The organism is Photobacterium lipolyticum, assembly GCF_003026475.1.
Lineage (GTDB): Bacteria > Pseudomonadota > Gammaproteobacteria > Enterobacterales > Vibrionaceae > Photobacterium > Photobacterium lipolyticum.
Genome location: NZ_PYMC01000001.1, coordinates 528,761 through 553,319 on the forward strand (window position 1 = coordinate 528,761; position 24,559 = coordinate 553,319).

The window sequence follows — 24,559 nt, forward strand, 5'->3', positions numbered from 1 at the left end:
GAAATTATGCCCGTTGAAAGCTTCGATCGTTAAAAGCTACGATCGTTGAAAAAAGCGTTAGCCATAAAAAGACTGCTCTTCGTTGGCCATTGCCACCAGCTTTTCACAAGGCGTAAAGCGCTCGCCATACTTGTCAACGTGCTCCGTGAGCAGTTCAACCACCCGTTTCGCGCCGAGTTTATCCATATAGCGGAACGGGCCGCCAAGGAATGGCGGGAAGCCAATCCCGAAGATGGCACCAATGTCGCCGTCGCGAGGAGATTGGATAACCCCCTCATCAAGGCAACGGGCCGCTTCATTGAGCATCATCAGCGTACAGCGCAGTGCAATATCTAGCCCGGCCGCCTTTTGCTTTGGCTCCAGAGAAAGCAGCTTATAAACGGTTTTATCTACTTCTTTCTTCTTGGCATTGCTCTGCTTCGCATTGTAAAGATAGAATCCTTTACCGCTCTTACGCCCTTTTCGGCCATCATTAAGCAACAAGTCAAACACATCCGGCGCTTTAAACCGCTCGCCAAGTTCAGCAAGCAGGATCGGGCTGATCTTAGCGCCAATGTCCACCCCGACTTCATCTAACAAGGTGATGGGGCCGACCGGGAAGCCAAAGTCCAGCAACGCATTATCGATATGTTCAATCGGCTCGCCACTCAATAAAACCGATGCCGCTTCATTCATATAAGGCGCCAGAATACGATTAACGTAAAAACCCGCTTTATCAGCCACAACAATCGGTGTTTTGCCCTGTTTTTTCGCCAGTGCCACCGCAGTTGCGATAGTCTCTGCAGATGTCCCCGCTCCTGTTTCGGTACCCAGGTGCGGGATCACTTCTACCAACGGCATTTTTTCTACCGGGCTGAAGTAATGCAGGCCGACCACATTTTCAGGGCGCTCTGCCGCCGCGGCAATCTGGTGGATAGGCAATGATGACGTATTCGTCGCAAAAATGGTGGTTGGCGAAGTCTTTTGCTCAACATCCCGCACCATTTGATGCTTCAGATCCAGATCTTCAAATACTGCTTCAACCACAACATCGACATTAGCAAAACCTTTAAAACTGGTGCCACCAGTAATTTGCATCATCTGGCTTTGCAGTTCTGCCTTATTGATAATTCGACGTTTGCACTTTTTATCCAGTAACTTGAAGTTATAGGCCAGTGCATTCTGAATACCATCGTTGGCGATATCTTTGATCCGTACCGGGTAACCGGCCTTGGTTGCCGTGACATGGCTGATCCCACCGCCCATCAGGCCACCGCCCAACACCCCGACTTTGCTGATTTTTGCAGGTTGAGCATCTGAACCCGTTTCTTTCTTCATCGCTGTCGTGGCAAAGAAAATACTCCGTAATGCCGCCGACTCAGGTGTCATCACCAGCTCACCAAAACGTTTGGCTTCTTGTTGCAGCCCTTTTTTCACGCCATGCTGTAAGCCATATTTGATAACTTCGAGGATAGCGTCAGCAGCGGGATAATTGCCACGGGTTTTCTCATGGGTCTTTTTCGCTGCCTGATCAAAAACAACAGAGCGGCCTAACGCATTGCCCCCCATCGCCCAATCCTGAAACGAATGTTTGCGCTTTGGCTTCTCTGTCAAAGCTTGTTTCTCAGCGACCTCAAGCAGAATGCTATGCGGTACGACTTCATCAGCCACACCAAGTTTCTTCGCTTTTTTTGCCCGAAGTTGTTTACCGGTCAGGATCATATCCAGCGCACTAGCCACTCCAATCAGGCGAGGCAAACGCTGGGTTCCACCTGAACCGGGCAGCAAACCCAGCTGTACTTCAGGTAGTCCCAATCGGGTCTTGTCATCATCACTACAGACTCGGCTATGACAGGCCAGTGCCAGTTCAAGCCCTCCCCCCAGACACGGTCCGTGAATTGCCGCAACCACATGGAACGGCAGCGTTTCTAACTGTGCAAACAGCTCCTGCCCTTTCGTTGCGAGTTGCTGGGCCTCTTCAGCCGTCGTACAGGCATCAAGCATGCGAATATCGGCACCGGCGATAAAGTTATCCGGTTTGCCGGAATACACCACCATGCCTTTGATGTCTTTCTTGGTTTTCAGCTCAGCCAGCACGTCTGAGACTTGGTCTGCAAACGCTGACTGCAAGGTGTTCATCTTCTCGCCGGGCACATCAATCTTGAGCCAGGCGACACCATTTTCACTGTATGACAATGAAAATGCAGAAGGTCGTTCATTTGAAGATTCATACTGTGTCATTATTCTGCCTCCAAGATCATTGCTGCGCCCAGTCCACCTGCGGCACAGGCCGTATTGAGTGCCAAACCGCCCCCCCGACGCTGCAACTCACGCAAGGTTTGGGTGATCATCCTTGCACCCGTTGCGGCAAACGGGTGACCGTAAGCCAGAGAGCCGCCAAGGACATTGAACTTATCCATGTCAATCTCACCGATAGCCTGGCGGCGTCCTAATTTCTCTTCAGCAAATTTCTGCGAACCAAACATCTTCACGTTGGCCAGCGTTTGAGCCGCAAACGCTTCGTGCATATCAATCAGGGTAAGATCTGCCAACGTGATCCCGGCACGATCCAGGGCGATAGGTGTCGCATATGATGGCCCCATCAACATATCTTTTTCCACGCCTATGGCAGAAAATGCATAAGAGCGGATATAGCCCAGCGGCGTCAATCCAAGTTCCTTGGCCCGGCCTTCACGCATCAATAAAATAGCGGAGGCACCATCGGTCAATGGCGTACTGTTCGCGGCCGTTACTGAGCCGAACTTACGGTCAAAAGCCGGACGGAGTTTGGCATAGGATTCAAGCGTTGATTCCTCACGAATATTATTATCTTTATCAATCCACTGACGATACGGTTCAGGAAAAGCGGTCATCACTTCATCGCGTATCAGACCATCGTTCCAGGCTTTTGCGGCCAGGGTATGGGAGCGGTGTGCCAGTGCATCTTGCTCTTGACGGCTGATCCCATACGTTTTAGCCATCTGCTCGGCAGTCTGGCCCATGCTAATCCCTGTTGAGTACTCAGCAACTGCCGGTGGCACCGGCATCAAGTCTTTCACCTTCAACTGACTGAGTAGTTTTAAACGCTTCCCCATGGTTCGCGCTTTGCTTAACGCCAGCAAGGTAGCCGCTAATTTTTTAGATACGCCGATAGGCAACACAGAAGAAGAATCTGCCCCGCCTGCAATACCAATATCGATGGTACCTGAGATGATGCTTTCCGCGACATTGGCTGCCGCTTGAAAACTGGTCGCACAGGCCCGGGAAACGCTGTAGGCATCAGTACCGATATTCATGCCAGTACCAAGAACAATTTCACGTGCAATATTAGGGGCTTCAGGCATTTGTACCACTTGGCCAAATACAACCTGTTCAATTAATGAAGGGTCAAAATCAAGCTCTTGAAGCATTTCATTGACCACCATTTTCCCCATATCCAGAGCCGGCACACCATTGAAGGCGGTGGCTTGACGAGCAAACGGGGTACGTAATCCACTTACAATGGCGATGCGCTCACCCTGGCGGGTGGTGAGATCCTGGAGACGTGTCATCGCTACTCCTTATTGTTAGGTTGTAGGGCACTGAGATGTGCGCTAGAGGTCAGACCACAATAATTGTAATTGAGCTGTTATACATTTCAAATAAATGTTTCATTTTTGTGGAAAAGAACAGAAAAGAGAGATCAGAGGCGAGAATGTTGCAAAAACGCAAAACGAAAGATTAGAGGCTCTATACTTTGCTTTAGATAAAAAAAAACCATACCTATATGGTATGGTTGTAATTTACGTGGGAAGCTATTTACCAAATAAATGAGCCATCTACGTAAAGATTGTAAGTCAATTAACATAAAGCCAATTGCAAATCAGGATAAACCTGATAGGAGAAAGTAAAGTCAGCCTTCAAAAGGAAGTTGTCATCTTGCTCAACAGATAGTAATTATTGAAAACAATGTCTGATCCTCAGAACTTGTTCTCTCTGACCACTATCAGATGACAGGTACTACTATAGCTTCCCGACCAAGACACAATTTGAACCAGATCAATTTTAGGGCTGATTATCTAATTAATCGCACGATCGCTGAAAAAACTAACGAAAATCGGTGCCGCGGTTACCATCTTAATGGGTTAAACACCCTATTGACGGGTAAATTTATGATTAAGCAATTTTTTCGCAAGAAAAAGTCAGATGCCTCGGTCTCTGTTGATATGAATAAACAAAGACGATATGAAGCCCTTGTCAGGGCATGGCATCGAGATTTATACCGCTACGCCTACTGGTTATGTCACGACCCTCATATAGCTGAGGATCTTGTACAGGAAACCTGTTTGCGCGCCTGGCGCTCTCTTGATAGCTTACAGGATGACAAAGCAGCAAAATCATGGCTGATCACTATATTACGCCGGGAAAATGCGCGTCGCTTTGAGCGCAAGCAGCTGGACTTAGTCGATATTGACGACTATCCCATTGCCGATACCCATCAGCAGGGAATGGGAATAGATATTGAACAAATGCTGCGCCGCCAAATCATGAAATTAGCGCCAGAGTACCGAGAACCTTTAGTGTTGCAGGTAATGGCAGGCTTTAATGGCGATGAAATAGCGGAGATATTGGGGTTAAACCGCAATACCGTAATGACACGCTTGTTCCGCGCAAGAAATCAGCTAAAAGATCAAATCGAGAAACAGTCCGAGCGGAGGGGGCAACAAAATGGACGATCTTGAATTCCGTCGCCGTATCTTGTCTGATCCTAACGATAATAGCCCAGACATGGCAACGGCCAGAAATTCTTCAGTGAACAATCGAAAGTTATCTGATGAATTACAGCAATTAGATGCACAAATCGACAATATCCTAAAAGTGGATGTACCGGATGACCTTGCCGACCGCATTTTATTTCATCAATCGGGACAATCACCCGACAAGCCGAATAAAGCCCGTTTCCACCTGGCTATCGCTGCGTCTGTTGCTTTTGTCTTCGGGCTCTTATTGGGACAATACAATCTCCAGATACTGCCGCCGGCTGAAATTACCGGGATTGGACAGATCGCCTTGCAACATATACACAGTGAAGCCCCTTTCATTGAGGGGGTAGATGAATCGGTCAGCCTCAGGCAAGTAAATGCCAAGTTGCAGCCTTTTGGAACCAACCTGACCGAGCTGCCTGGCCATGTGTACTATGTTAATCACTGTGGCTTCGGCGGTCAGAATGCGCTGCATATGGTTATGGAAACTGAACAAGGCAAGGTTACTGTTTTTGTGGTACCAGAAACAACCACAACCTCTTTAAACTTTAACGACAGTCAAATGGAAGGCGTTGTCGTACCGCTTCAACATACCAGCTTAATTGTGGTCGGCGAAAAAGGCCAGGACGTCACCCCTATTGCCAACACCATAAAATCAGAGATGCGCTGGAAAATTTAACCGCTTAGAAGCCACACCCAAAAGCCATTATCAAAACTAATGATAATGGCTTTACTTATGCCCCTGAAATATACCCCTTATTTTTATGCTACCCCTGTTGCATACTTGAGATTTCATTATCACGCCGTTTACCTTAAATTCGGTACACTCGACCGCGAAATTGTTCACTTCACAATAACAATCAACGAAATAACAACTGGTCAGATTTGATAGTTCAGGTTACAGACCTACAATCTTGCGCGATCTGTCAATATAGACAGGCACATATGCACGAAACGATTAGGAATAATAATAAATATGAACAAGAAGCGTCTGTTTTCACAATCACTGATTGCTGCAGCAATTACTCTTGCAGCATCTCAGCAAGCACTTGCTGCAGGTTTCCAATTAAATGCACAATCCGCTACAGGTCTGGGCCGTGCATTTGCAGGTGATGCCGTTATCGCTGATAACGCCTCTGCCATGTCGCGTAACGCGGCGGCAATGTCTCTTTTCAATGCGCCGGCCATCTCGCTGGGTATTAATGCCATTGATACTGACATTGAAGTAAAAAATGCTAACTATACAAACGTATTCGGACAAACTAGCTCGTTAGATAACCAGCAAATTGGCGATACGTCTTATGCACCGAACATCTTCTACATCCACCCAATTAATGAAAAGTGGACGGTTGGTACAGGAATCTATTCTAACTTCGGTACCAAAACCGAATTTAGCAGTAACTACCCAGCTAGTGAATATGGTGGCATGACAGACGTTAAAAGCGTTAATTTTGCGCTAAGTACCTCTTACCGCATCAACCAGCAATGGAGCGTCGGTGGTGGCTTAGATATTATCTACGGTGAAGGTAAACTTCAGCGCAGCAACGAAACACTAGAAAACCTAATTGCATTAAAAACAGGGAAGAAAGGTAAATTATTAGATGTTGATGCGAATGGCGTTGGCGTTGGCTGGAATATCGGTACGGTCTATGAGCTAAATGAAAACAATCGCTTCGGCCTGTCATATCGCTACAGTCCTGAACTGGAAACTGAAGGTGATATGACTTACATGGGTAACGACATTAGTAACGATAAGTTAATAATGCCACTACCTGATATGGCTGAATTCTCTGGCTTCCACAAGCTGAATGATCTATTCGCCGTCCATTATAGCGTTCAGTGGATAGGTTGGAGTGCTTTCGACAAACTGGAAACCGAAGGTAATGCAAATGCAACGTTAAACACTTACGAGTGGCAAGATGGTTGGCATTATGCGATTGGTGGTACTTATTACCTGAACAACGACTGGACCCTGCGGGCGGGTTATATGTATGACACCAGCGCTCAGGATGAAATCACCTCAATTTCAGTGCCGGATTCAGATCGTCAGTGGTTCTCAGGTGGCTTTACCTATCACATCAGCGCTAAATCCAACATCGACTTTGGCCTGACTTACCTGCTAGGTAAAGATGTTGCTGTTAGCGAAACCAATGGCCTTACTAGCATTCAAGCAACTACCCGCGCTAACGCATGGTTATACGGTATTCAGTACAGCCGTTCGTTCTAATTTCAGCGAACAATTGCTAGCTATATAATTAAGGGAGCCTCAGGCTCCCTTTTTGTTTATTGACTCTTTCATTGCTTTTTTGGGTTGATAACCAAAGTGCTTCACTTTATTCAAGGCCTTGTCATAGCCTACTTTCAGTGAACACATGATCGCTGAAACCCTCCAATTCAGACACAAGTGTACGCTGAAAACAGATCTGACCAGAACAACAAGAACAAAAGATACCACTTATTAGCCCACAAAAAGTAGAATAAACAGCATAAAGCACTAAAGAGAAATTCAAAACCAAGAAAAATTTAAAGCTTTAACTCTAAAGAGTATGATTTGCCAATTAAAATTTCAGCGAACAAAGCACGACCATGAACAAAAATAAAATCACATTAGCATTAGCGTTAACACTTGGCATGAGCGCTAATGCCTCAGCAGCGGGCTTCCAGCTAGCAGAATACTCAGCAACTGGCCTGGGCCGTGCTTTCGCAGGCGAGGCCGCTATGGCTGATAATGCTGGGGCACAATTTCGTAACCCGGCGATGATGACGTACCTGAATGGAACACAAGTTTCAATAGGTGCTATTTACGTTGACCCGAATATTGATGTTGACGGTAAAGTAAACGGTGTCGTATCTACCGAAGCGAAAGATATTGCCGATTCTGCAGTGATCCCTAATTTCTATCTATCACACCAGCTAAATAACCAGTGGGTGGTAGGTCTTGCGATTGCAACAAACTACGGGATGGAAACCAAGCTCGACGGCGACTATCTGGCAACTCAGTTTGGTAACCAGGCGATGGTGAAATCGATGGAGATCAACCCGAATCTTGCATACAAGATCAATGATCAGTTCAGCATCGGTGGTGGTGTGCGCTATGTGATAGCTGAAGGCCACTTCGGTGCAGCAATGCCAGAAGCTGCTGGCGGTGCTGATCTGAAATACATGGAAGGCGATGATACCGCATGGGGCTGGCAGCTGGGCGCTGCTTGGCAGATCAATGGTTATAACCGCATTGGGGTAAACTACCGTTCTGCTGTTGATCTGACCTTAGACGGTGAGGCTTCTGGCCTCCTTTATGGCAACAAGACCCTGCCTGGTAGTATGGATCTGACATTACCTGCAACCGCTGAAATCTCCAGCTTCCACCAGCTGACAGATAAAGTCGCTGTACACGTCAGCTTTAACTGGACCGACTGGAGCAGCTTCGAAAAACTGGAAGCTAATATTCCCGCATTTTCTTCTAAGCCAGATTTAATTAAGGAAGAAAATTGGGAAGATAACTACCGCCTTGCCCTTGGTACAACTTACCAGTACACCAATACGCTGACTCTGCGTACCGGTGTTGCCTACGATACGTCAGCCGTCAGTGATAAGCACCGTACTCAGACGATTCCTGAGACCGATCGTCTATGGCTGAGCATGGGGGCTGGTTATGCATGGTCTGAAAACCTGACTCTGGATGCAGGCTTGACCTATATTTTCGCCAAAGATGCTTCGATGAATGAAGAATTAAAAGATGCAAAAGGTAATACTCTTTCAACATTCGAAGGTGAAACCACCGGCAACATCTGGCTGGTAGGTGTTCAGGCTAGCTACCGATTCTAAAAACAGTCGCGAGAGTAGAGAAACGAGTTTCTCTACTCTCACTGCTTGATAATAAAAAAGAGAGTCGCCTTCAACAGCGACTCTCTTTTTTTGCTTATACAGAAGCTAGTTTTGAGTCTCGAGGATCTAGGTTCTAGTCTCGAATCTAATATCTAGTTTCTAATCTTAATAATCATCGACTTCATCTAAGAAGTCATCGAGATACTCTTCATTGACTGGCTCTTCTTCAGAGACTTCTCCGCCACTGGCTTTGAAGTTTTTATGCTGAATATAAGCATCACGAGTAAACACATACGGATCAGGAGAGTCTCTCAGCATAGATTCCTGAGATACTAATGCTGCGCGATCTTCCATCCCTTCAACTGCCCACTTACCTAAGCTTTGCCAGAAAGTGAGCAGACTCAGCGGCAAATAGAAGCCATCTGCGGTATCACCCACCCCTTCACGTAAGGTGACAGGTCCGTAGAAAGGCACCATGAAGTAAGGACCGTTACCAACACCATAATAACCAAGGGAATCACCGAAAGCACGACCGCCAGGCGTGGGAATATCGGCAGCTGTTGCAATATCGATAATTCCAGCCAGACCAAACACCGTGTTAATCCAGAAGCGGTTAAAATGAGTCACAGCATCCTTCGGATTTTGCATGATTATACTGTTGACCATACTGGCGGGTTCATCTAAGTTCGCCAGGAAGTTAGAAAGGCCTGTACGCAGAGGGCTAGGAACATAGTCGACATAAGCCAGTGAAACAGGTCGCGCGATGTATGGGTCGAGATAGTTATAGTTCAAGTCCCACATTACACGGTTAAAGCCTTCTAACGGATCGTAGACATCACTATGAGAGCCAGACTCCTCCAGCTCGATATAATCCGCTACGTTTGTAGCACCCGTTTCTGCTTTCTGATCCTCAGGGGTTCCGGCACAACCAGCTAGGGTGATCAGCAGGAAAACAGAAAAAATAATATTCTTACTCAAGGGGTTATTCGCATCCAATAAAAAAGCAGACGGGACATGATATCCAGCCTGCTTCATTTGTGCCAGTGTTGTAATCAATATTGTTTATTGATTGTCACAATTGTTGAACCGCCTAATTGTGTTTGATCGCTCTGGCCGTACCAATCACCTTGCTTGGTCATTACATTGCCATCGGCATCAATCCGAACCTTCACTATCATCTCCGGCAATGACGATAACTTGCGCTCAGGGATCATGCTGTCACTGTCGTCTAACGTCACTGTCAGCGGAAACGTGCTAGATAATGGAAGTCGGCGTGCAGCCACAGGCATAGGAGATCCGTCGGCAGTGTGTATCGAAATAATCACGAGCCCCTGCGCCGGTAATGAAACGGCCGGATCCAAATTCACTTTCACCGTTACGCTGGTTGCTGTATTGGCCGCTTTGCCTAAGCGCGACTGGGCACGCTCAATACTGCGATTTAGCATATTTGCCCGCGGATCGTCTTCACCAATCAGATTTTTCATCATGGTCCAGTAAGAGACCGCTTGCTGGTAGTCACCGGCTTCAAACGCATCAAATGCCAGCAAAGACATCGCGTGAATATTGCTGTGATCGCGCTTAATAACTGAACGTAATAACTGGCGAGCGTAATCACTTTGTCCCGGATCGCCGATCAACATCAGTGTCTGGGCGTAACCTAACTGAATGTCCAAATCGTCAGGTGCAAGAGCATAAGCGCGCTTCATCGCTCCCTCTGAAGTTGCAGCATCGCGGTTAGCCATACCGATCCGTCCCAGCAATAACCACCCCATTGCATCATCCGGGTTGTTATGCAGCCGGGTACGCAGTGCCAGAGTCAGATCCACCATTTCCTCTTCGGTTAGCGGTGCTGTACCCTGTTCGTCCATCAGACGTTTTGAGAGCTCAGGCAAACGTGAAACCGTCTGCTGCCAGCTTTCCACCTTATTGATATTTCCAACAGCGAAGTACATGCCATAGCAAATACCGACCAGCAGAATTAACCCCGGAAAGAGCATTAACGGGCTCACCTTCATGGCTTGCTGCTTCGAGCTGACAGGGACATCATCCAATAGCGATTGTTGCAGCTCCACAACCAACTCTTGCTGATCGACCACCAAACCTTCGCTGTCTTCTTCATTCAATTCGTTAATGCGATCTTTAAAGAACGCTTTATTCAGCTCGTCACGACTTGCAACGTCATCCTGATCTTTCCCAAAGTACATAGGAGCAACAAAAATAACAGCAGCTATCAGAACCAAAATGACCGTTAGTATCCAAAACAGCGTCATTATTTCACCTTACCGTTTTCATTCGGGTTTTGTTGTTCTATCTCTTCTAATAGCGCTTGTAAACGCTGCTCTTCTTCAGCTTCCAAAGTAACCTTGCATTTCGCGTCTTCCGTTTTACGTGAGCGCATAACCAAGATGGTAAAACCGATGATAATGAACAGAATTGGGCCCAGCCACAGGATCAGCGTCGATGCCATGAGTGGTGGATCATAGGTTACAAAGTTGCCATAACGTGCAACCATGTAGTCGATCACATCTTGCTGACTCTTACCTTCATTCAACAACTCGAAAGTTTTCTGACGCATATCTTGTGCAAGGGTGGCATTGGAATCGGCGATGGTATTGTTCTGACACTTTGGACAGCGCAATGTCGCCGTCAGCTCCTGAAAGGCCTGTTCTTGCTCAACATTCTTAAACTCATAAACATCAATCGCCGCTGATGCCGGCACCGCGGCCGCAACGATAAACCCCAAACCGGCAAGCATGGCGAATAAACGTTTCATCATCCTTTCGCCTCCTCTTGCAGCGCTTTATACATAGGCGCTAATGTGCCTGCCCAGTTACGCTCATTCACATCACCGACATGGCGATAACGAACAATACCTTTTGCATCAATCAGAAATGTTTCTGGCGCACCATAAACACCCAGATCCATGCCCAGCATACCGTTACCATCAAACAGGCTATGGATATAAGGATTACCTAGTTCATTTAACCAGTTAACGGCTTTCAGGCGTTCATCTTTATAGTTAAGGCCAATGATTTTTACCCCTTTGCCCGCTAACTCATTAAGGTAAGTATGCTCAGCATAGCAAGTCGGGCACCAGGTCGCCCAAACGTTCAGCAGCAAAGGCTCTCCGATAAAGATATCTTGCTGGTAGACCTTGCCCGCTTCTACCAGATCTTCAAGCTTAAATTCCGGCACCGGTTTGCCGACCAACACTGATTCCAGCTTGGTGGGATCATCACCGCCGGCATTACGCGTTAACTGGATCATAAAGACGACCACGAGCCCAAGAAACAGGACTAACGGTATAAATAACAACTTCTTATTCATTAGTTCACCTCTGCCTGTTCAGCCACTGCAACTGTGCCCACTTTGGCTTTTTTCCGGAAGCGGTAACGTTTATCACTGATCGCAAATGCACCACCTAATGCCATTAACACGGCACCAAACCAAATCCAGTTAACAAATGGTTTATAGTAAATACGCACAGCCCAAGCGCCGTCACCGAGCCTCTCACCCAGTGCAACATACAGATCTCGGGTAATACCGCTATCGATAGCCGCTTCTGTCATCATCGAGCCTGCCGTGCTGTAAAAACGTTTTTCTGCATGCAGGGTTGTCACGTACTTGCCGTTTTGAGTGATGTTGAAATCGGCAATATAGCCATCATAGTTAGGGCCATCAGCATTACGCAGACCGTCAAACGTAAAGTCATAACCTTGCACCTGGACGGTCTCCCCCGGAGCCAGACGCACATCACGCTCAAGATCGTAGTTGGATACCAGCGTAATACCGATAACCGATACTGCCATACCTATATGGCCCAGCATCATCGCCCAGTGACTGCGGCCGAGTTTACCCAACCCAGCGATGAAACTGTGGCGGTGAGTCGCACGCTGATAAAGCTCAAAGCAGTGCATCACTACGATCCAAGTTGCCATCACTAGGCCAAGAACGGCCATTGGCTCAAGCGTATCGGCAAACACCAAGACGGAAACAAATGCAAACGGCAGGGTTACCACAGCGGATATCAGCATTTGCTTGCTGACATTAGAGACCTGATCACGCTTCCAGCGCACCAGGGGACCAATACCCAGAATAAAAGCAAACGGGATCATCAGCCAGGTAAACAGCATATTAAAGAATGGAACACCAATCGAGACAGACCCCAGGCCGATCTGTTTATGGATTAGCGGCAATAGCGTACCAATCAGTACAACCAATAATCCTGCGACTAATAACAGGTTATTCGCCAACAACAGATTCTCTCGCGAGAACAGGCTGTAGCTACCACGCGAACGGATTTGACCGCCTCGTAAGGCGTATAACAGCAACGAGCCGCCAATCACCACGATCAAAAAGCCTAGAATAAACATACCGCGAGCGGGATCAGAAGCGAAGGCGTGAACCGAGACTAAAACACCGGAACGCACCAGGAAAGTACCCAGCAGGCTTAAAGAAAAAGCAGAAATAGCCAGTAGTACCGTCCACGCTTTAAAGGTACCGCGCTTCTCCGTCACCGCTAACGAGTGCATCAGAGCGGTGCCAGCCAGCCAAGGCATAAAAGAGGCGTTTTCGACGGGATCCCAGAACCACCAACCGCCCCAGCCGAGTTCGTAGTATGCCCACCATGAGCCCAGCGCAATACCTAAAGTCAGAAATGACCATGCTGCGATTGTCCATGGGCGAGACCAGCGAGCCCATGCCGTATCAAGACGACCAGTCATCAGTGAAGCAATCGCAAAGGCAAAGGCTACCGAGAAACCCACATAGCCCATATACAGCATAGGCGGGTGAATGATCAGACCCGGATCTTGCAACAACGGGTTAAGATCTCGACCATCAATTGGAAAATAGGGCAAGGTACGCAGGAACGGGTTGGACGTTACAATAATAAACAGCAGGAAACCTACCGATATCATGCCCATTACCGCCAACACACGGGACACAGATTCCAGTGGCATATCACGACTAAACCTCGCAACAGCAGCTGCCCATCCGGCCTGGATTAACACCCACAACAGCAATGAGCCCTCATGCGCTCCCCACACGGCGGTTATGCGGTAATACCAAGGCAATAAACTATTGGAGTTACTGGCAACGTAACTCACGGTAAAGTCATTGGTATAAAACGCCCAGCACAATGCAACAAAAGAGAGCATCAACATGCCAAACACGCCGTATGACAACGGCCGAGCCATACGCATCAATGACTGGTTACCGACAGAGGCACCGTACAACGGATAGATACAGGCTAAGACCGACAGGCCAAGCGCAGCAATGAGGGCAAAGTGCCCTAACTCAGCAATCATTGAACACTACCTTGTTTTTGTACATCCGTGTATTCAAGAGGAGCATGGGTTTTCTCCATCGCTGCCGCGACCTCAGGAGGCATATACTCTTCATCGTGTTTTGCTAATACTTCATGCGCCTCAATCGTTGTAGGATTAAGCAGTACACCTTGTGCCACGATGCCCTGACCTTCACGGAACAGATCGGGCAGGATACCGTTATATCTAACCGTCACTGCCGGACCGACATCGGCCACGTCAAAACTCACTTCCAATGACTGGGGATCACGCTTAACCGATCCCGTTACCACCATGCCGCCGATACGCAAACGCTGACCAACTTGAGGCTTGGTTCCGTCAGGCTTGCCTTGTACCAATTCGGTTGGGGTGTAAAACAAGTCCATATTCTGGCTTAACGCATACAGCATTAAGCCTACGGTTGAGCCGAGGCCAAAAACCAGCGCCAGTACTAAGGTCAGGCGCTTTTTACGTCTCGGGTTCATAATGTGTTCTCCAGTTTTTTCGCGTCTTCAATACGTTGTTCACGAGCCATTCTATTTCTAATATCAGCCAGTAAGCGGCGCTTTTTACTTAAACTCGTCAATAAAATCCATAACATTGCGGCAAAAGAAATCCCGTATGCACCCCATACATAAGATGCATAACCTCCCATCGCAAAAAAGTCACTCAATGATTCAAAATGCATTCTGGCCTCACTTCACTAAGTTACGTACCCAAGGTCGATGACTTTCACGGGCAATGATTTCATTACGCAGGCGAACTAACGTCAGTGCACCAAAGAAACAGGCAAAACCAATGGCATTAATAAGCAGTGGCCAGAGCATGCTTGCGTCCATGGATGGTTTATCAAATTTAGTGATCGTGGCCCCTTGGTGTAAGGTGTTCCACCACTCGACCGAGAAATGAATAATAGGCAGGTTAATCACCCCGACAATCGCCAGAATACCCGCCGCTTTAGCCGCCGTTTTCTGATCATCAAAAGCACTATGAAGGGCAATGACTCCGAGATAAAGGAAAAGCAAAATCAATTCAGAAGTCAGGCGCGCATCCCAAACCCACCAGGCCCCCCACATAGGTTTGCCCCAGATAGCGCCGGTTAATAATGCTATCACCGTAAAGACCGCTCCGATTGGGGCCATTGCTGCCGCAGCCAGATCTGACATTCTGATTTGCCAGACTAACCCGATAAATGCCGCTATAGCCATAGACATATATGCGCCCATTGACCAAATCGCCGCCGGTACGTGCAAATAGATGATTCGGAAACTATCTCCTTGCTGGTAATCAGTTGGTGCAAACATCAAGCCCCATGCGGTACCGACAATAATCGATACCAAGGCAATGACAGAAAACCACGGTAACAGCTTGCCGCATAAACGGTAACAGTTTTCGGCTTTAGCATAGGGATGTAACCACTTCCACATAAATCTACTCTACTCAGTTTTGAAAGTATTTAATAATAATAGGTTATCAATTAACGCTTATGCGCAACGATGCAGCTACGGCAAACGGGGCTAATGTCGCAGAGCCTGCCAACATAGCCCCCATCAAGGCTAACTGACCGTTATATGGCATGCCCAGACTGGCTGCATCAATTGCTGATGTGGCAAAGATCAGAACTGGAATATACAACGGCAATATGAGCAGGCTCAATAAAACTCCGCCTTTTCGTAATCCAACAGTTAATGCAACCCCTATCGCGCCCAGAAAACTTAACGTTGGAGTACCGATAAGCAAAGTCAATACCACGGCTTTCCATGTTGCCCAGTCTAACGACAATAAAATCGCCAGTAACGGACTTATCACCAGCAGGGGGACGCCGGTCAGCAACCAATGGGCAATCATTTTTGCCAACGCCAGAATCGCAAGTGGCGTTGGCATCAATAACATCTGTTCTAAAGAGCCGTCGACATAATCATCCCGGAACAGTCGCTCCAGCGATAATAGTGCCGCTAATAATGCAGCAACCCAAACAATACCCGGAGCAATACGCGCCAGTAAGCCTGGCTCGGGACCAATCCCTAACGGAAACAAGGTGATCACTATAATAAAAAACCACAGCGGGTTAAATACATCGGCCTGACGGCGAAAAGCGATCAGTAATTCGCGGCGAATTACTTGTGAAATGGCATTCAACATCCTAACTGCAGCCCCAACCTAATCTTGCGTAAATGGTTACTGTCCGCAAACATATCCTGATGGGTGGTTAAAATCACTATTCCCCCCCTCGCCACATGTGATAGAAATAGGCTTTCGAGTACTTTCACCCCTTGCTTATCAATAGCCGTCAGGGGCTCGTCAAGGATCCAGAACTTATGATTGCTGATCCACAATCGCGCCAGTGCAACTCGCCGTTGCTGACCTGCAGATAACTGACCTGCCGTCACATCTTCCCGTCCGGCCAATCCGACCTGTGCCAGCGCTTGCCATAAGCAGTTATCACCTGAAACTTGCGGCTGGCCTGTCAGATCCTGATCGGTCTTATCAGTGTGCATCGCCTGAAAAAAAGCCAGGTTTTCATAAGCTGTCAGCTCGCGTTTGACTCCGGTCTGGTGGCCAAGGAATAATAAATCCTGATGGTAATCATCGCGTGCCGATTCGATATTTTCGTTATTCCAGCAGACCTGGCCGCTATCTGCATGGCCTAATCCCGCAATAATTCTCAGTAAAGTAGTTTTACCGGCACCATTATGACCTTCAATCTGAACCAATTCCCCGTTCGATACGGTAAAATTCAAATTGTCGAACAGTACCCGCTCATCACGAACACAGCTTAATTTTTCTACTGACAGCATATGTAATGATGCATCCTAAGTGACACAATTGAGAACTCATATTACCACAACTTGCAATTTGGTTAGAGACCGGGTTGTATAGATTGGTGACGAAGATAAGTAAATGTGATGTTAATGCGTATCTATAGCCCCGCAGTAAACTCCCCTCTGAAAAATACCCATGCAGAAGGGCAACAGAAGATAGAAAAGATACCCTTAAGTGGTAGGGTTTCGGCTGATGTTAAAGAAGTTAAAGCCTTTTCAGGAACGAACAGCCAGACAACACAGCTAGCTCAGCTATTGTTCCGATTTGATGCGCTGCAACGTTTATTTACAACATTATCACTAGTTTCGTCATTACCGGGACGCTCTCCCTCCCCCATCACGCAGCTTTTGCCGCAATTATTAATCCCGCAACATCAGGCACTGCTGGTTAACTGGCTAAAACACGGCGCTGGAAATAAAATGCTGGGCGAAATACTCACCCAACTTGCCACCCCAAAAAGCACGTTAAACCAATGGCTTCAAACTCTCCCTGAAAGCCATCAAGATGACCTCAAGGCACTATTGCGTCTGGCTGCCGAGCAACGAGTGGGTGAGCCGCCCCAACATTCAGATGATACCGTTATTCAGCTCCTCTTCCCACAACCAAGCGGGCGAGAACTTCGGCTTAAAATTCACCACCAACAGGCAAATGCCAACCGCAAGCACAAAGACTTGCCCAGCAAATGGATGGTAGAATTAACGTTACCAGTCGGCTCGTCTGATGCATTCAATGCAACGGCCGTATGGTGTGATGGTCGGCTAAATCTGGCCTTTGAAAGTGAAAACGCCGCAATGATTGACCGAGTAGAGCACCTTTCCCCACTGCTGCTTAAACGATTAGGTTCAATGGGAATAACAACCGACACGATTCATTTTAGCGTGAGTCAGGACACCGGAGTCCCTTTGCCAACCAAAGGCTTATCAATCATGGTCTAATAGCAAAGCAGGCTAAGATGAAGAGTTGAGCGTGAATATGAAAAGCAGTAAAAAGGCGATAGCCCTAACCTATGATGGACAGCAAGCTCCGCATGTCAGTGCCAAAGGCTTTGAACACCTGGCAGAACACATTATTGAGCAAGTGAAACAGCAAGGCGGGTTGATCCATAAAGACGAAATACTCGCCCAATACTTGAGCCAGTTAGAAATCGGGGATGAAATTCCAGAAACCTTATATCAGATCATTGCAGAACTGATAGCTTTTTCCTGGTACTTAAACGGAAAAACCCCTCCGGGATGGGAGGGGCTTAGAAATATCAATCAGAACGTATAATCTCGACCGACAGGCAACAACTAACGACGTCTTGCAGCTGGCGCCATTTTTTGCTGAAGCCTTAGCAGTAACTCCGCTTCGGCTTGTGGCAAATCGCACTCTTGCATTAACTCGTTAACGTCAGCACCGAGTTCAACCATCTTACTGGCGCGGCTGTAGAGTTTTCCATCCGGATCCTGCATTGCCATTTCACCTTGACGATCAGCAACCTCCTCAAGGTGAAGGGCCATATCAGCCATTTTCTGACTCATAGCCATAGTACCCGCACGTAACTCATTAAACTGCTTTAACAAACTTTCGTGCTGCTGACGGGCATTTCTCGACACCAGCTCAATCGCCTCGAATTTAGTTTCGAGTACCCGACGAGCCTTTCGCTCCCGTCGAACCAATGCGAAAGCGATCACGATGGCTAGCACCGCAATCACAATAGGCAACCACTGTATGACCAGGTTCAGCATTATAGGTACGCCATGTCATCCCATTCTTCATCTGACAATAGCTTGTTCAAATCAACCAGGATCAATAGCTCACCGTCTCGGTTACTGACACCTTGAATAAACTTAGCGCTTTCTTCGGTACCAACACTCGGCGTACTATCGATTTCAGAGCCTCGCAAATAAACCACCTCAGCAACACTATCAACAAGAATACCAATAACTTGCTTTTCTGCTTCGATGATCACGATACGTGTATTGTCAGTAATTTCACCTTGCATCAAACCAAAACGTGAACGGGTATCGATAACCGTGACCACATTGCCACGAAGGTTAATAATACCCACTACGTAATCTGGCGCGCCTGGTACAGGAGCAATTTCTGAATAACGTAATACTTCACGAACCTGCATTACGTTAATGCCATAGGTTTCATCTTCCAGCTGGAAGGTAACCCACTGTAGTACTTCGTCTTCTTTCTGAATCTCGGCTACACTAACCTGCGACATGTTTTTTTCCTCTTTGGCCCATCGTCACATAATACCCTTAACATCTAAACCCTCATTCAGCATTGAGATAAGAGCATTAACATGAATTAGAGCACACATTTTTTCTTTAACCATTCCAGCAAGCCAAGGCCGTTTTCCTGCCTTTTCCCGCCAGCGAACACTTTGCTCTGTCAGGGTTTCAGTGCCATGGAGCTTATCACAAGCCAGCCCCCACTTACTCTCACCTAACATCACGATATAACGATAATTTTCCTGGTATTCATCCGTATCTAGTCTTTCTGGCATCACCCAACAAGCCGTATCCACCACATCGAACTGTTGTTCTCGATTAGTCAGCAACCCTAAATACCAAGCTGGTCGACCGAGTAAATGGTTCAATTCACCCATTTGGTGAATACCACCCAGCTCATTCAACGCCACGGCAAACGTTACGCCATTAACCTCGAAAAACAATGCTTGAAATGCCTGCTCAGAGCCAAGTTTACACCATTGCTCAGGCGGCACATCACCACCTTCTTTTGCCTGAAGTAAGGTTGACACGTCGGGTTTAAAATCAATCTGTGACTCTTTCTGAACAACAGACTCAATGTCCTGTTCTGTTATTGCCGGTTGAAGCACCGCATTGTTAATCTCAGCAAAAGCTTCAACCTTAGAAACCGCTTCAAGATCAGGCGCAACTTCAAGCTCTGAAGTAATGTCATCCTCAGCAACGGCCAGAAACTCCGCCTCAGTCTGTGAGGCAATCAGCACATCACTTTCCAGTTGGATCTCTTGTTGTATCCGGCTCATCTGACTCAGCAGCCGTTGAACACCTTGTAATTCCGAACGTTCATTGTCGAATACAGCTGTTGCCGGTGAACTGTTGCTCGACTTCGGTTGCAACTTCGCAACAGGCTCTGCCTGGGGCACCCATCCCGACGCCTGACTTCCTCTCGCGGGCCAAGGCCCTTCAGAAGCCATAGCACCAAAACCACCGTCAATTTCTGATAACGCAATCACCGAGTCTGATGGCTTTTCTAACTCATCCGATAAATTTCCTATATCACCAGATAACTGGTCAAAATCAAACGGTGCCGCGGTTGCCCCACTGTCATTATCCGCCGAGTGAACACTCTGCAGATCCCGGCCATCCTGCTGTTCAGCAGGGTGATAGCCTTTTATAACCGTGGAATCTTCGCTGAGATTACCGTTATTATGGCAATCTTGCTCGATAGCAGGAACAGAAGAAAGCGCATCTGCACTTTCTTCAATTACAGCTGTCTTTTGCTCCGCCGCCGTTTCCTCGTCAAAAAATGACGGTTCAACCAGCAAATCAAAAAAATAATCGTCCAGCGCTTGCTCGCTGGATAACCGATTTTTATCGTTCATCTTGTTCTAATCGCTCAAGATAATTTAATAAGGTTTTATAAGCAAAAACACCGCGGCAATTACGAGCAAACAAAGATGGCGGCATATGTTTGATGCTGGCATCACGGAACTTGGTATCGATAGGGACAGCCGAAGCCCACACCTGTTCGGGAAACCTGACTTTAAGTTCCTGCAATGTCTGCAATGATGCCCGGGTTCGCTTGTCGTACATCGTTGGCACAATACAGACCTTAAACCCTGCAGGTTTTGATTTCTGCATGATCTGCAATGTGCGCATCATGCGTTCCAGCCCTTTCATAGCCAGAAATTCAGTTTGTACCGGGATCAGAATCCGATCACTCGCGGCCAAAGCATTGACCATCATGACACCCAGGATAGGCGGGCAATCGATCAACACATAGTCATAATCATCGACCAGACTCTGCAATGCCCTTTTCAGCACCAACCCCATACCGCCCCGATTTCCCATTACCCTGTCGAGGGTTGCCAGAGACATATGAGCAGGAATAATGTCGATCCCTTTAAACGCAGTGCTCAATATTAAAGGCTGCACGGCGGTACGAGAAATCGCAGGTAGCTGAAACAGGTCAAATAAACTTGCTGGTACATGATCAGCGTCAAAATTCAAATATGTAGTCAGCGAAGCATGGGGATCGGTATCAACTAACAATACCCGCTTATTTCGCTCGCTTAACAAGCCAGCTAAGGCCACCGTCGTTGTCGTTTTACCAACGCCGCCTTTTTGGTTAGCAATGCTCCAGACTATCAATGCCTGCTCCTTATCCTAGTCCAACCTCAACCAGAATACGCTCCGCGATACGCTCCAGTGGCAAGTCTTCACTAGAAATCCCCGCTTTAGCAACTGCTTGCGGCATCCCGTAGACCACACAACTCTCTTCATCTTGGGCCCAAATGGTCGAGCCATTAGCTTTCAGCATACGCGCACCTTCCCGGCCATCAGCCCCCATGCCAGTCAGTACCATAGACAATACTTTGTCATGGTAGACTTTGGCAGCAGAACCGAAGGTGACATCAACACATGGTTTATAATTCATGCGTTCGCCACCATCAAGAATGCGAATACGTGCAGCTCCCGGACGTCCTTCCACCATCATTTGCTTACCGCCAGGTGCCAGATAAGCGACCCCAGCTTGTAAGGTATCGCCATCCTGAGCTTCTTTAACTCCAATCTTACAGAGATTATTCAATCGCGCCGCAAACGCCGCGGTAAACGTCGCTGGCATATGTTGGATAAGTACAATTGGATACGGGAAATTCGCGGGAAGCTGGGTCAATACTTTCTGCAGTGCAACAGGCCCTCCGGTCGACGTCCCGATTGCCATTAACTGGTATTTTTTTCCCGAGGCTTTAAAACGAGCCACCGGCTTAGCCGTTGCCGGACGCGCTAACGGACGCGTCGTCGCAGCAGGTCTCAATGACGTCACAGCAGGTGCTGCCTGTCCTGTCGAAAGAGGTTTAGTAAGCTCGCGAGGCGCCTTGGCCGCAGGCGCCGTCGTACGAACAGTACGACGCATAAATAAACGCTTACGGGCTAATTCTGCCACGCGTTTTTGTAATAAACCGACCGCTTCGTCGCGATTACGCGCGATATCTTCAAATTTCTTCGGCAAAAAATCCAATGCACCGGCATCCAGTGCATCTAACGTTGATTTCGCGCCTTCGTGAGTCAGTGATGAGAACATTAAAATTGGCGTTGGCGCAATTTTCATGATTTCACGCACAGCCGTAATGCCATCCATTACAGGCATTTCAATGTCCATAGTAATGACATCTGGCTGCAACTTCTGAGTTAACTCTACGGCTTCTTTACCATTAACGGCATTACCGATCACTTCAAGACGAGGATCCGAATTAATGATTTCACTTACTCGGCGACGAAAAAAACTCGAATCATCCACCACCAATACTTTTATTGCCATGTAGTATTTATCTCGTCGTTATAGATTACCGGATCTTAATATTCAGTCAGGGGCGCGAGCCCCTAACGTTACTCGCAATTAACGAGTTACCGATTAATGACCAACGTAATGCTTCAGCAAGTTTGGTACATCAAGGATCAGTGCAATGTGACCATCACTGGTGATGGTTGCACCAGCCATGCCTGGCGTGCCCTGAAGCAGCTCATCCAGAGGTTTGATCACGACTTCCTCTTGACCGATTAAGGCATCAACCACAAAACCAATTCGCTGGTGACCAATCTGGACAATAACTACATGCCCATGAGCGCGCTCATTTTTTGATACGCTTGAACCCACTAACCAATCTTGCAGGTAGAACAGCGGGATTGCCTTATCACGAACAATGATCGTCAACTGACCGTCTACGGTATTCGTCTTGCGCAGATCCAGATGGAAAATCTCGTTAACACTAGCCAGAGGCAGAGCAAATGGCTGATCAGCCACACCCACCATCAGCGTTGGCAGAATGGCGAGCGTCAGCGGTACCTTAATGTCGATACGAGTGCCTTTACCAAGCGCTGAATCAATATAGATAGAACCGTTTAACTGGTTAATCGCTGTTTTCACAACGTCCATACCCACGCCACGACCAGAAATATCTGAAATCTCTTTCTTGGTCGAGAAGCCCGGTGCAAAAATCAGGTTATACGCTTCGTGATCAGAGATACGGGACGCCGCATCAGCATCCATCACACCGCGCTCAACAGCAATTTCACGCAGTCTGTTCGCATCCATACCACCACCATCGTCTTCGATCGTGAGTAAGATATGATCCCCTTCTTGTGAAGCAGAGAGCAATACGGTACCAACGCGTGGCTTACCGGCTTTCTCACGAATGTCCGGCATTTCAATACCGTGATCGACGGAGTTCCGCACCAAGTGAATTAATGGATCCGCTAGGGCTTCAACCAGGTTCTTATCAAGATCGGTTTCTTCTCCGCGCATTTCCAGCACGATATCTTTCTTCAAAATACGCGCAAGATCGCGAACCACGCGAGGGAAACGACCGAAAACTTTCTTGATGGGCTGCATACGGGTTTTCATTACCGCGCCCTGCAGATCGGCGGTCACCACGTCCAGATTGGATACGGCTTTTGACATTTCTTCGTCGTTAGTGTTCAAGCCAAGACTAACCAGGCGGTTTCGTACCAATACCAGCTCACCCACCATATTCATGATGGTATCAAGCGTTGAGGTATCAACTCGCACTGTTGTATCAACTTGCGGTTTAACTTTATCTTTCGCAGCCACTGGCTTTGCTTGACGCACGGCAACTGGCTGGCTCTCTGGCGCAGGAGCCACCGGTGTAGCCGGTGCTGGCGTCGACGTGGATGCCGGTGTTACAGAAACCATTTCCGGCGCCGGATTAATTTCGGCGATCATGTCAGCAACGGGTTTCGTCGCCATTTCTAATTCTTCTGCTGTAGGGCCTTTGCCACTACCATGCAGTTCATCTAACAGGCGTTCAAATTCATCGTCTGACATCAAATCATCGCCAACGGCGCTCGAACCGCTGTCAGCAGGAATAGATGACACCTGCGTAGCAACTGGTGCCGAGGCGACGGGGGCAACTGGAACACCCGGACTATTCGCAGGTCCGTTGCCCGCACCATGTAATTCATCAAGCAAGCGTTCAAATTCATCATCAGTGATATCGCCAGTTTCAGCCTGGATTTGAGAAACCACATTCTGATTTGCCGCTGATGGTGGATTGATGGCTTGCGATTGCTCAACCGATGGACCAGAACCTTGACCGTGAAGCTCATCAAGCAGACGTTCAAATTCATCCTGAGTCATATCATCAACGGAACTGCCCGCCATTGCTGATGCTGCCGGGGCTGGCTCAGCCTGCACTTCGGCGATCGGTGCGGGGGCTGGCGCGGGCTCTGCTGCTATAGATTCTGCCACAGCGGACCCAGCTAACTCAGCTTCCGTCGGCGGATGGCTAAAACGATGCAATGCATCAAGCAAACTTTGCTCTGCCGGGTCAAGGGGTTCATGTTCCTGAACCTGACCAAACATCACATTGATCGTATCTAGCGCTTCTAAAATCACATCCATCAATTCAGACGTAATCTGGCGCTTGCCAGTACGAAGCAAATCGAACACGTTTTCCGCACCATGGCACGCATCAACAAGTTCAGCTAAAGAAAGAAAGCCTGCGCCACCTTTGACGGTGTGGAAACCGCGGAAAATGGCATTCAGCAGCTCTGAATCGTCAGGGCTGCGCTCAAGCTGAACCAGCTGCTCAGAAAGCAGCTCAAGAATTTCTCCTGCTTCAATCAGAAAGTCCTGCAGGATGTCTTCGTCTAAATCAAAGCTCAT

General features: G+C 47.7%; 24 protein-coding genes. 6 read left to right on the forward strand and 18 right to left on the reverse strand.

Annotated elements, in window-relative coordinates:
• Positions 1–57: 57 nt before the first annotated feature.
• The gene (gene fadJ / locus C9I89_RS02290) at positions 58–2,220 is read right to left on the reverse strand and encodes a fatty acid oxidation complex subunit alpha FadJ (protein ID WP_107281711.1); all 2,163 of its coding nucleotides are present in this window, start codon (positions 2,218–2,220) and stop codon (positions 58–60) included.
• Positions 2,220–3,530, reverse strand: a complete 1,311-nt coding sequence (gene fadI / locus C9I89_RS02295; RefSeq protein WP_107281712.1) for an acetyl-CoA C-acyltransferase FadI — start codon at positions 3,528–3,530, stop codon at positions 2,220–2,222. Before fadI ends, fadJ begins: the two co-directional genes overlap by 1 nt.
• 600 nt (positions 3,531–4,130) lie before the next feature.
• Here fadI and C9I89_RS02300 point away from each other — a divergent pair.
• The 4 genes from C9I89_RS02300 (at position 4,131) to C9I89_RS02315 (ending at position 8,546) form a co-directional block, all read left to right on the forward strand.
• Positions 4,131–4,700, forward strand: a complete 570-nt coding sequence (locus tag C9I89_RS02300) for a sigma-70 family RNA polymerase sigma factor (RefSeq protein ID WP_107281852.1) — start codon at positions 4,131–4,133, stop codon at positions 4,698–4,700.
• On the forward strand, positions 4,687–5,400 hold the full coding sequence (locus C9I89_RS02305; protein WP_107281713.1) for a DUF3379 domain-containing protein: 714 nt from the start codon (positions 4,687–4,689) through the stop codon (positions 5,398–5,400). Before C9I89_RS02300 ends, C9I89_RS02305 begins: the two co-directional genes overlap by 14 nt.
• Positions 5,401–5,697: 297 nt before the next feature.
• On the forward strand, positions 5,698–6,948 hold the full coding sequence (locus C9I89_RS02310; protein ID WP_107281714.1) for an outer membrane protein transport protein: 1,251 nt from the start codon (positions 5,698–5,700) through the stop codon (positions 6,946–6,948).
• A gap of 359 nt (positions 6,949–7,307) precedes the next feature.
• Positions 7,308–8,546, forward strand: coding sequence for an outer membrane protein transport protein (locus C9I89_RS02315; RefSeq protein WP_107281715.1), 1,239 nt, complete (start codon positions 7,308–7,310; stop codon positions 8,544–8,546).
• A 165-nt stretch (positions 8,547–8,711) separates the two neighbouring features.
• Here the strand turns inward: C9I89_RS02315 and C9I89_RS02320 are convergent, their stop codons facing one another.
• The 10 genes from C9I89_RS02320 to ccmA all read right to left on the reverse strand — a co-directional run bounded on the left by C9I89_RS02320 (position 8,712) and on the right by ccmA (position 16,650).
• Positions 8,712–9,524, reverse strand: a complete 813-nt coding sequence (locus C9I89_RS02320; RefSeq protein WP_146155036.1) for an MlaA family lipoprotein — start codon at positions 9,522–9,524, stop codon at positions 8,712–8,714.
• Between the two features lie 74 nt (positions 9,525–9,598).
• On the reverse strand, positions 9,599–10,816 hold the full coding sequence (gene ccmI, locus C9I89_RS02325) for a c-type cytochrome biogenesis protein CcmI (protein WP_107281716.1): 1,218 nt from the start codon (positions 10,814–10,816) through the stop codon (positions 9,599–9,601).
• The gene (locus C9I89_RS02330; protein ID WP_107281717.1) at positions 10,816–11,322 is read right to left on the reverse strand and encodes a cytochrome c-type biogenesis protein; all 507 of its coding nucleotides are present in this window, start codon (positions 11,320–11,322) and stop codon (positions 10,816–10,818) included. Before C9I89_RS02330 ends, ccmI begins: the two co-directional genes overlap by 1 nt.
• On the reverse strand, positions 11,319–11,873 hold the full coding sequence (locus C9I89_RS02335; RefSeq protein WP_107281718.1) for a DsbE family thiol:disulfide interchange protein: 555 nt from the start codon (positions 11,871–11,873) through the stop codon (positions 11,319–11,321). The genes C9I89_RS02330 and C9I89_RS02335 overlap by 4 nt, the downstream gene beginning before the upstream one ends.
• A complete protein-coding gene (locus tag C9I89_RS02340; protein WP_107281719.1) occupies positions 11,873–13,855 on the reverse strand; it encodes a heme lyase CcmF/NrfE family subunit in 1,983 nt (660 codons plus the stop codon). The genes C9I89_RS02335 and C9I89_RS02340 overlap by 1 nt, the downstream gene beginning before the upstream one ends.
• Entirely contained in the window at positions 13,852–14,337 is a 486-nt protein-coding gene (gene ccmE / locus C9I89_RS02345; protein WP_107281720.1) for a cytochrome c maturation protein CcmE, read from the reverse strand. The genes C9I89_RS02340 and ccmE overlap by 4 nt, the downstream gene beginning before the upstream one ends.
• Positions 14,334–14,540 carry a heme exporter protein CcmD gene (gene ccmD, locus C9I89_RS02350; protein ID WP_107281721.1) on the reverse strand — a complete coding sequence of 69 codons (207 nt, stop codon included), beginning with the start codon at positions 14,538–14,540 and terminating at the stop codon, positions 14,334–14,336. Before ccmD ends, ccmE begins: the two co-directional genes overlap by 4 nt.
• Positions 14,541–14,547: 7 nt before the next feature.
• Positions 14,548–15,279, reverse strand: a complete 732-nt coding sequence (locus C9I89_RS02355; protein ID WP_107281722.1) for a heme ABC transporter permease — start codon at positions 15,277–15,279, stop codon at positions 14,548–14,550.
• A gap of 46 nt (positions 15,280–15,325) precedes the next feature.
• On the reverse strand, positions 15,326–15,994 hold the full coding sequence (gene ccmB / locus C9I89_RS02360; protein ID WP_107281723.1) for a heme exporter protein CcmB: 669 nt from the start codon (positions 15,992–15,994) through the stop codon (positions 15,326–15,328).
• Positions 15,988–16,650, reverse strand: coding sequence for a cytochrome c biogenesis heme-transporting ATPase CcmA (gene ccmA, locus C9I89_RS02365; protein WP_107281724.1), 663 nt, complete (start codon positions 16,648–16,650; stop codon positions 15,988–15,990). The genes ccmB and ccmA overlap by 7 nt, the downstream gene beginning before the upstream one ends.
• 114 nt (positions 16,651–16,764) lie before the next feature.
• On the opposite strand from ccmA, the gene C9I89_RS02370 reads away from it, so the two are divergent.
• Both C9I89_RS02370 and C9I89_RS02375 read left to right on the forward strand, forming a co-directional pair.
• A complete protein-coding gene (locus C9I89_RS02370; RefSeq protein ID WP_107281725.1) occupies positions 16,765–17,610 on the forward strand; it encodes a hypothetical protein in 846 nt (281 codons plus the stop codon).
• A 37-nt stretch (positions 17,611–17,647) separates the two neighbouring features.
• Positions 17,648–17,944: an EscU/YscU/HrcU family type III secretion system export apparatus switch protein gene (locus C9I89_RS02375; RefSeq protein ID WP_107281726.1), complete on the forward strand. Its 297-nt coding sequence runs from the start codon at positions 17,648–17,650 to the stop codon at positions 17,942–17,944.
• A 20-nt stretch (positions 17,945–17,964) separates the two neighbouring features.
• Here C9I89_RS02375 and C9I89_RS02380 read toward each other — a convergent pair whose 3' ends face one another.
• The 6 genes from C9I89_RS02380 to C9I89_RS02405 all read right to left on the reverse strand — a co-directional run bounded on the left by C9I89_RS02380 (position 17,965) and on the right by C9I89_RS02405 (position 24,559).
• The gene (locus tag C9I89_RS02380; protein WP_107281727.1) at positions 17,965–18,402 is read right to left on the reverse strand and encodes a DUF2802 domain-containing protein; all 438 of its coding nucleotides are present in this window, start codon (positions 18,400–18,402) and stop codon (positions 17,965–17,967) included.
• Positions 18,402–18,887 carry a chemotaxis protein CheW gene (locus tag C9I89_RS02385; protein ID WP_107281728.1) on the reverse strand — a complete coding sequence of 162 codons (486 nt, stop codon included), beginning with the start codon at positions 18,885–18,887 and terminating at the stop codon, positions 18,402–18,404. Before C9I89_RS02385 ends, C9I89_RS02380 begins: the two co-directional genes overlap by 1 nt.
• Before the next feature lie 24 nt (positions 18,888–18,911).
• Complete coding sequence (locus tag C9I89_RS02390; protein ID WP_245905383.1) at positions 18,912–20,255, reverse strand: chemotaxis protein CheW; 1,344 nt, start codon at positions 20,253–20,255, stop codon at positions 18,912–18,914.
• Positions 20,245–21,024, reverse strand: a complete 780-nt coding sequence (locus tag C9I89_RS02395) for a ParA family protein (protein ID WP_107281729.1) — start codon at positions 21,022–21,024, stop codon at positions 20,245–20,247. Before C9I89_RS02395 ends, C9I89_RS02390 begins: the two co-directional genes overlap by 11 nt.
• A gap of 10 nt (positions 21,025–21,034) precedes the next feature.
• Positions 21,035–22,195: a protein-glutamate methylesterase/protein-glutamine glutaminase gene (locus C9I89_RS02400; protein WP_107281730.1), complete on the reverse strand. Its 1,161-nt coding sequence runs from the start codon at positions 22,193–22,195 to the stop codon at positions 21,035–21,037.
• A 93-nt stretch (positions 22,196–22,288) separates the two neighbouring features.
• Positions 22,289–24,559, reverse strand: coding sequence for a chemotaxis protein CheA (locus C9I89_RS02405; protein WP_107281731.1), 2,271 nt, complete (start codon positions 24,557–24,559; stop codon positions 22,289–22,291).

Excerpts from the sequence above, each read along its gene's own strand:
- fadJ (WP_107281711.1), bottom strand. The coding sequence starts at position 2,220 with ATGACACAGTATGAATCTTCAAATGAACGACCTTCTGCATTTTCATTG.
- fadI (WP_107281712.1), bottom strand. The coding sequence starts at position 3,530 with ATGACACGTCTCCAGGATCTCACCACCCGCCAGGGTGAGCGCATCGCC.
- C9I89_RS02300 (WP_107281852.1), top strand. The coding sequence starts at position 4,131 with ATGATTAAGCAATTTTTTCGCAAGAAAAAGTCAGATGCCTCGGTCTCT.
- C9I89_RS02305 (WP_107281713.1), top strand. The coding sequence starts at position 4,687 with ATGGACGATCTTGAATTCCGTCGCCGTATCTTGTCTGATCCTAACGAT.
- C9I89_RS02310 (WP_107281714.1), top strand. The coding sequence starts at position 5,698 with ATGAACAAGAAGCGTCTGTTTTCACAATCACTGATTGCTGCAGCAATT.
- C9I89_RS02315 (WP_107281715.1), top strand. The coding sequence starts at position 7,308 with ATGAACAAAAATAAAATCACATTAGCATTAGCGTTAACACTTGGCATG.
- ccmI (WP_107281716.1), bottom strand. The coding sequence starts at position 10,816 with ATGACGCTGTTTTGGATACTAACGGTCATTTTGGTTCTGATAGCTGCT.
- C9I89_RS02330 (WP_107281717.1), bottom strand. The coding sequence starts at position 11,322 with ATGATGAAACGTTTATTCGCCATGCTTGCCGGTTTGGGGTTTATCGTT.
- C9I89_RS02335 (WP_107281718.1), bottom strand. The coding sequence starts at position 11,873 with ATGAATAAGAAGTTGTTATTTATACCGTTAGTCCTGTTTCTTGGGCTC.
- C9I89_RS02340 (WP_107281719.1), bottom strand. The coding sequence starts at position 13,855 with ATGATTGCTGAGTTAGGGCACTTTGCCCTCATTGCTGCGCTTGGCCTG.
- ccmE (WP_107281720.1), bottom strand. The coding sequence starts at position 14,337 with ATGAACCCGAGACGTAAAAAGCGCCTGACCTTAGTACTGGCGCTGGTT.
- ccmD (WP_107281721.1), bottom strand. The coding sequence starts at position 14,540 with ATGCATTTTGAATCATTGAGTGACTTTTTTGCGATGGGAGGTTATGCA.
- C9I89_RS02355 (WP_107281722.1), bottom strand. The coding sequence starts at position 15,279 with ATGTGGAAGTGGTTACATCCCTATGCTAAAGCCGAAAACTGTTACCGT.
- ccmB (WP_107281723.1), bottom strand. The coding sequence starts at position 15,994 with ATGTTGAATGCCATTTCACAAGTAATTCGCCGCGAATTACTGATCGCT.
- ccmA (WP_107281724.1), bottom strand. The coding sequence starts at position 16,650 with ATGCTGTCAGTAGAAAAATTAAGCTGTGTTCGTGATGAGCGGGTACTG.
- C9I89_RS02370 (WP_107281725.1), top strand. The coding sequence starts at position 16,765 with ATGCGTATCTATAGCCCCGCAGTAAACTCCCCTCTGAAAAATACCCAT.
- C9I89_RS02375 (WP_107281726.1), top strand. The coding sequence starts at position 17,648 with ATGAAAAGCAGTAAAAAGGCGATAGCCCTAACCTATGATGGACAGCAA.
- C9I89_RS02380 (WP_107281727.1), bottom strand. The coding sequence starts at position 18,402 with ATGCTGAACCTGGTCATACAGTGGTTGCCTATTGTGATTGCGGTGCTA.
- C9I89_RS02385 (WP_107281728.1), bottom strand. The coding sequence starts at position 18,887 with ATGTCGCAGGTTAGTGTAGCCGAGATTCAGAAAGAAGACGAAGTACTA.
- C9I89_RS02390 (WP_245905383.1), bottom strand. The coding sequence starts at position 20,255 with ATGAACGATAAAAATCGGTTATCCAGCGAGCAAGCGCTGGACGATTAT.
- C9I89_RS02400 (WP_107281730.1), bottom strand. The coding sequence starts at position 22,195 with ATGGCAATAAAAGTATTGGTGGTGGATGATTCGAGTTTTTTTCGTCGC.
- C9I89_RS02405 (WP_107281731.1), bottom strand. The coding sequence starts at position 24,559 with ATGAGCTTTGATTTAGACGAAGACATCCTGCAGGACTTTCTGATTGAA.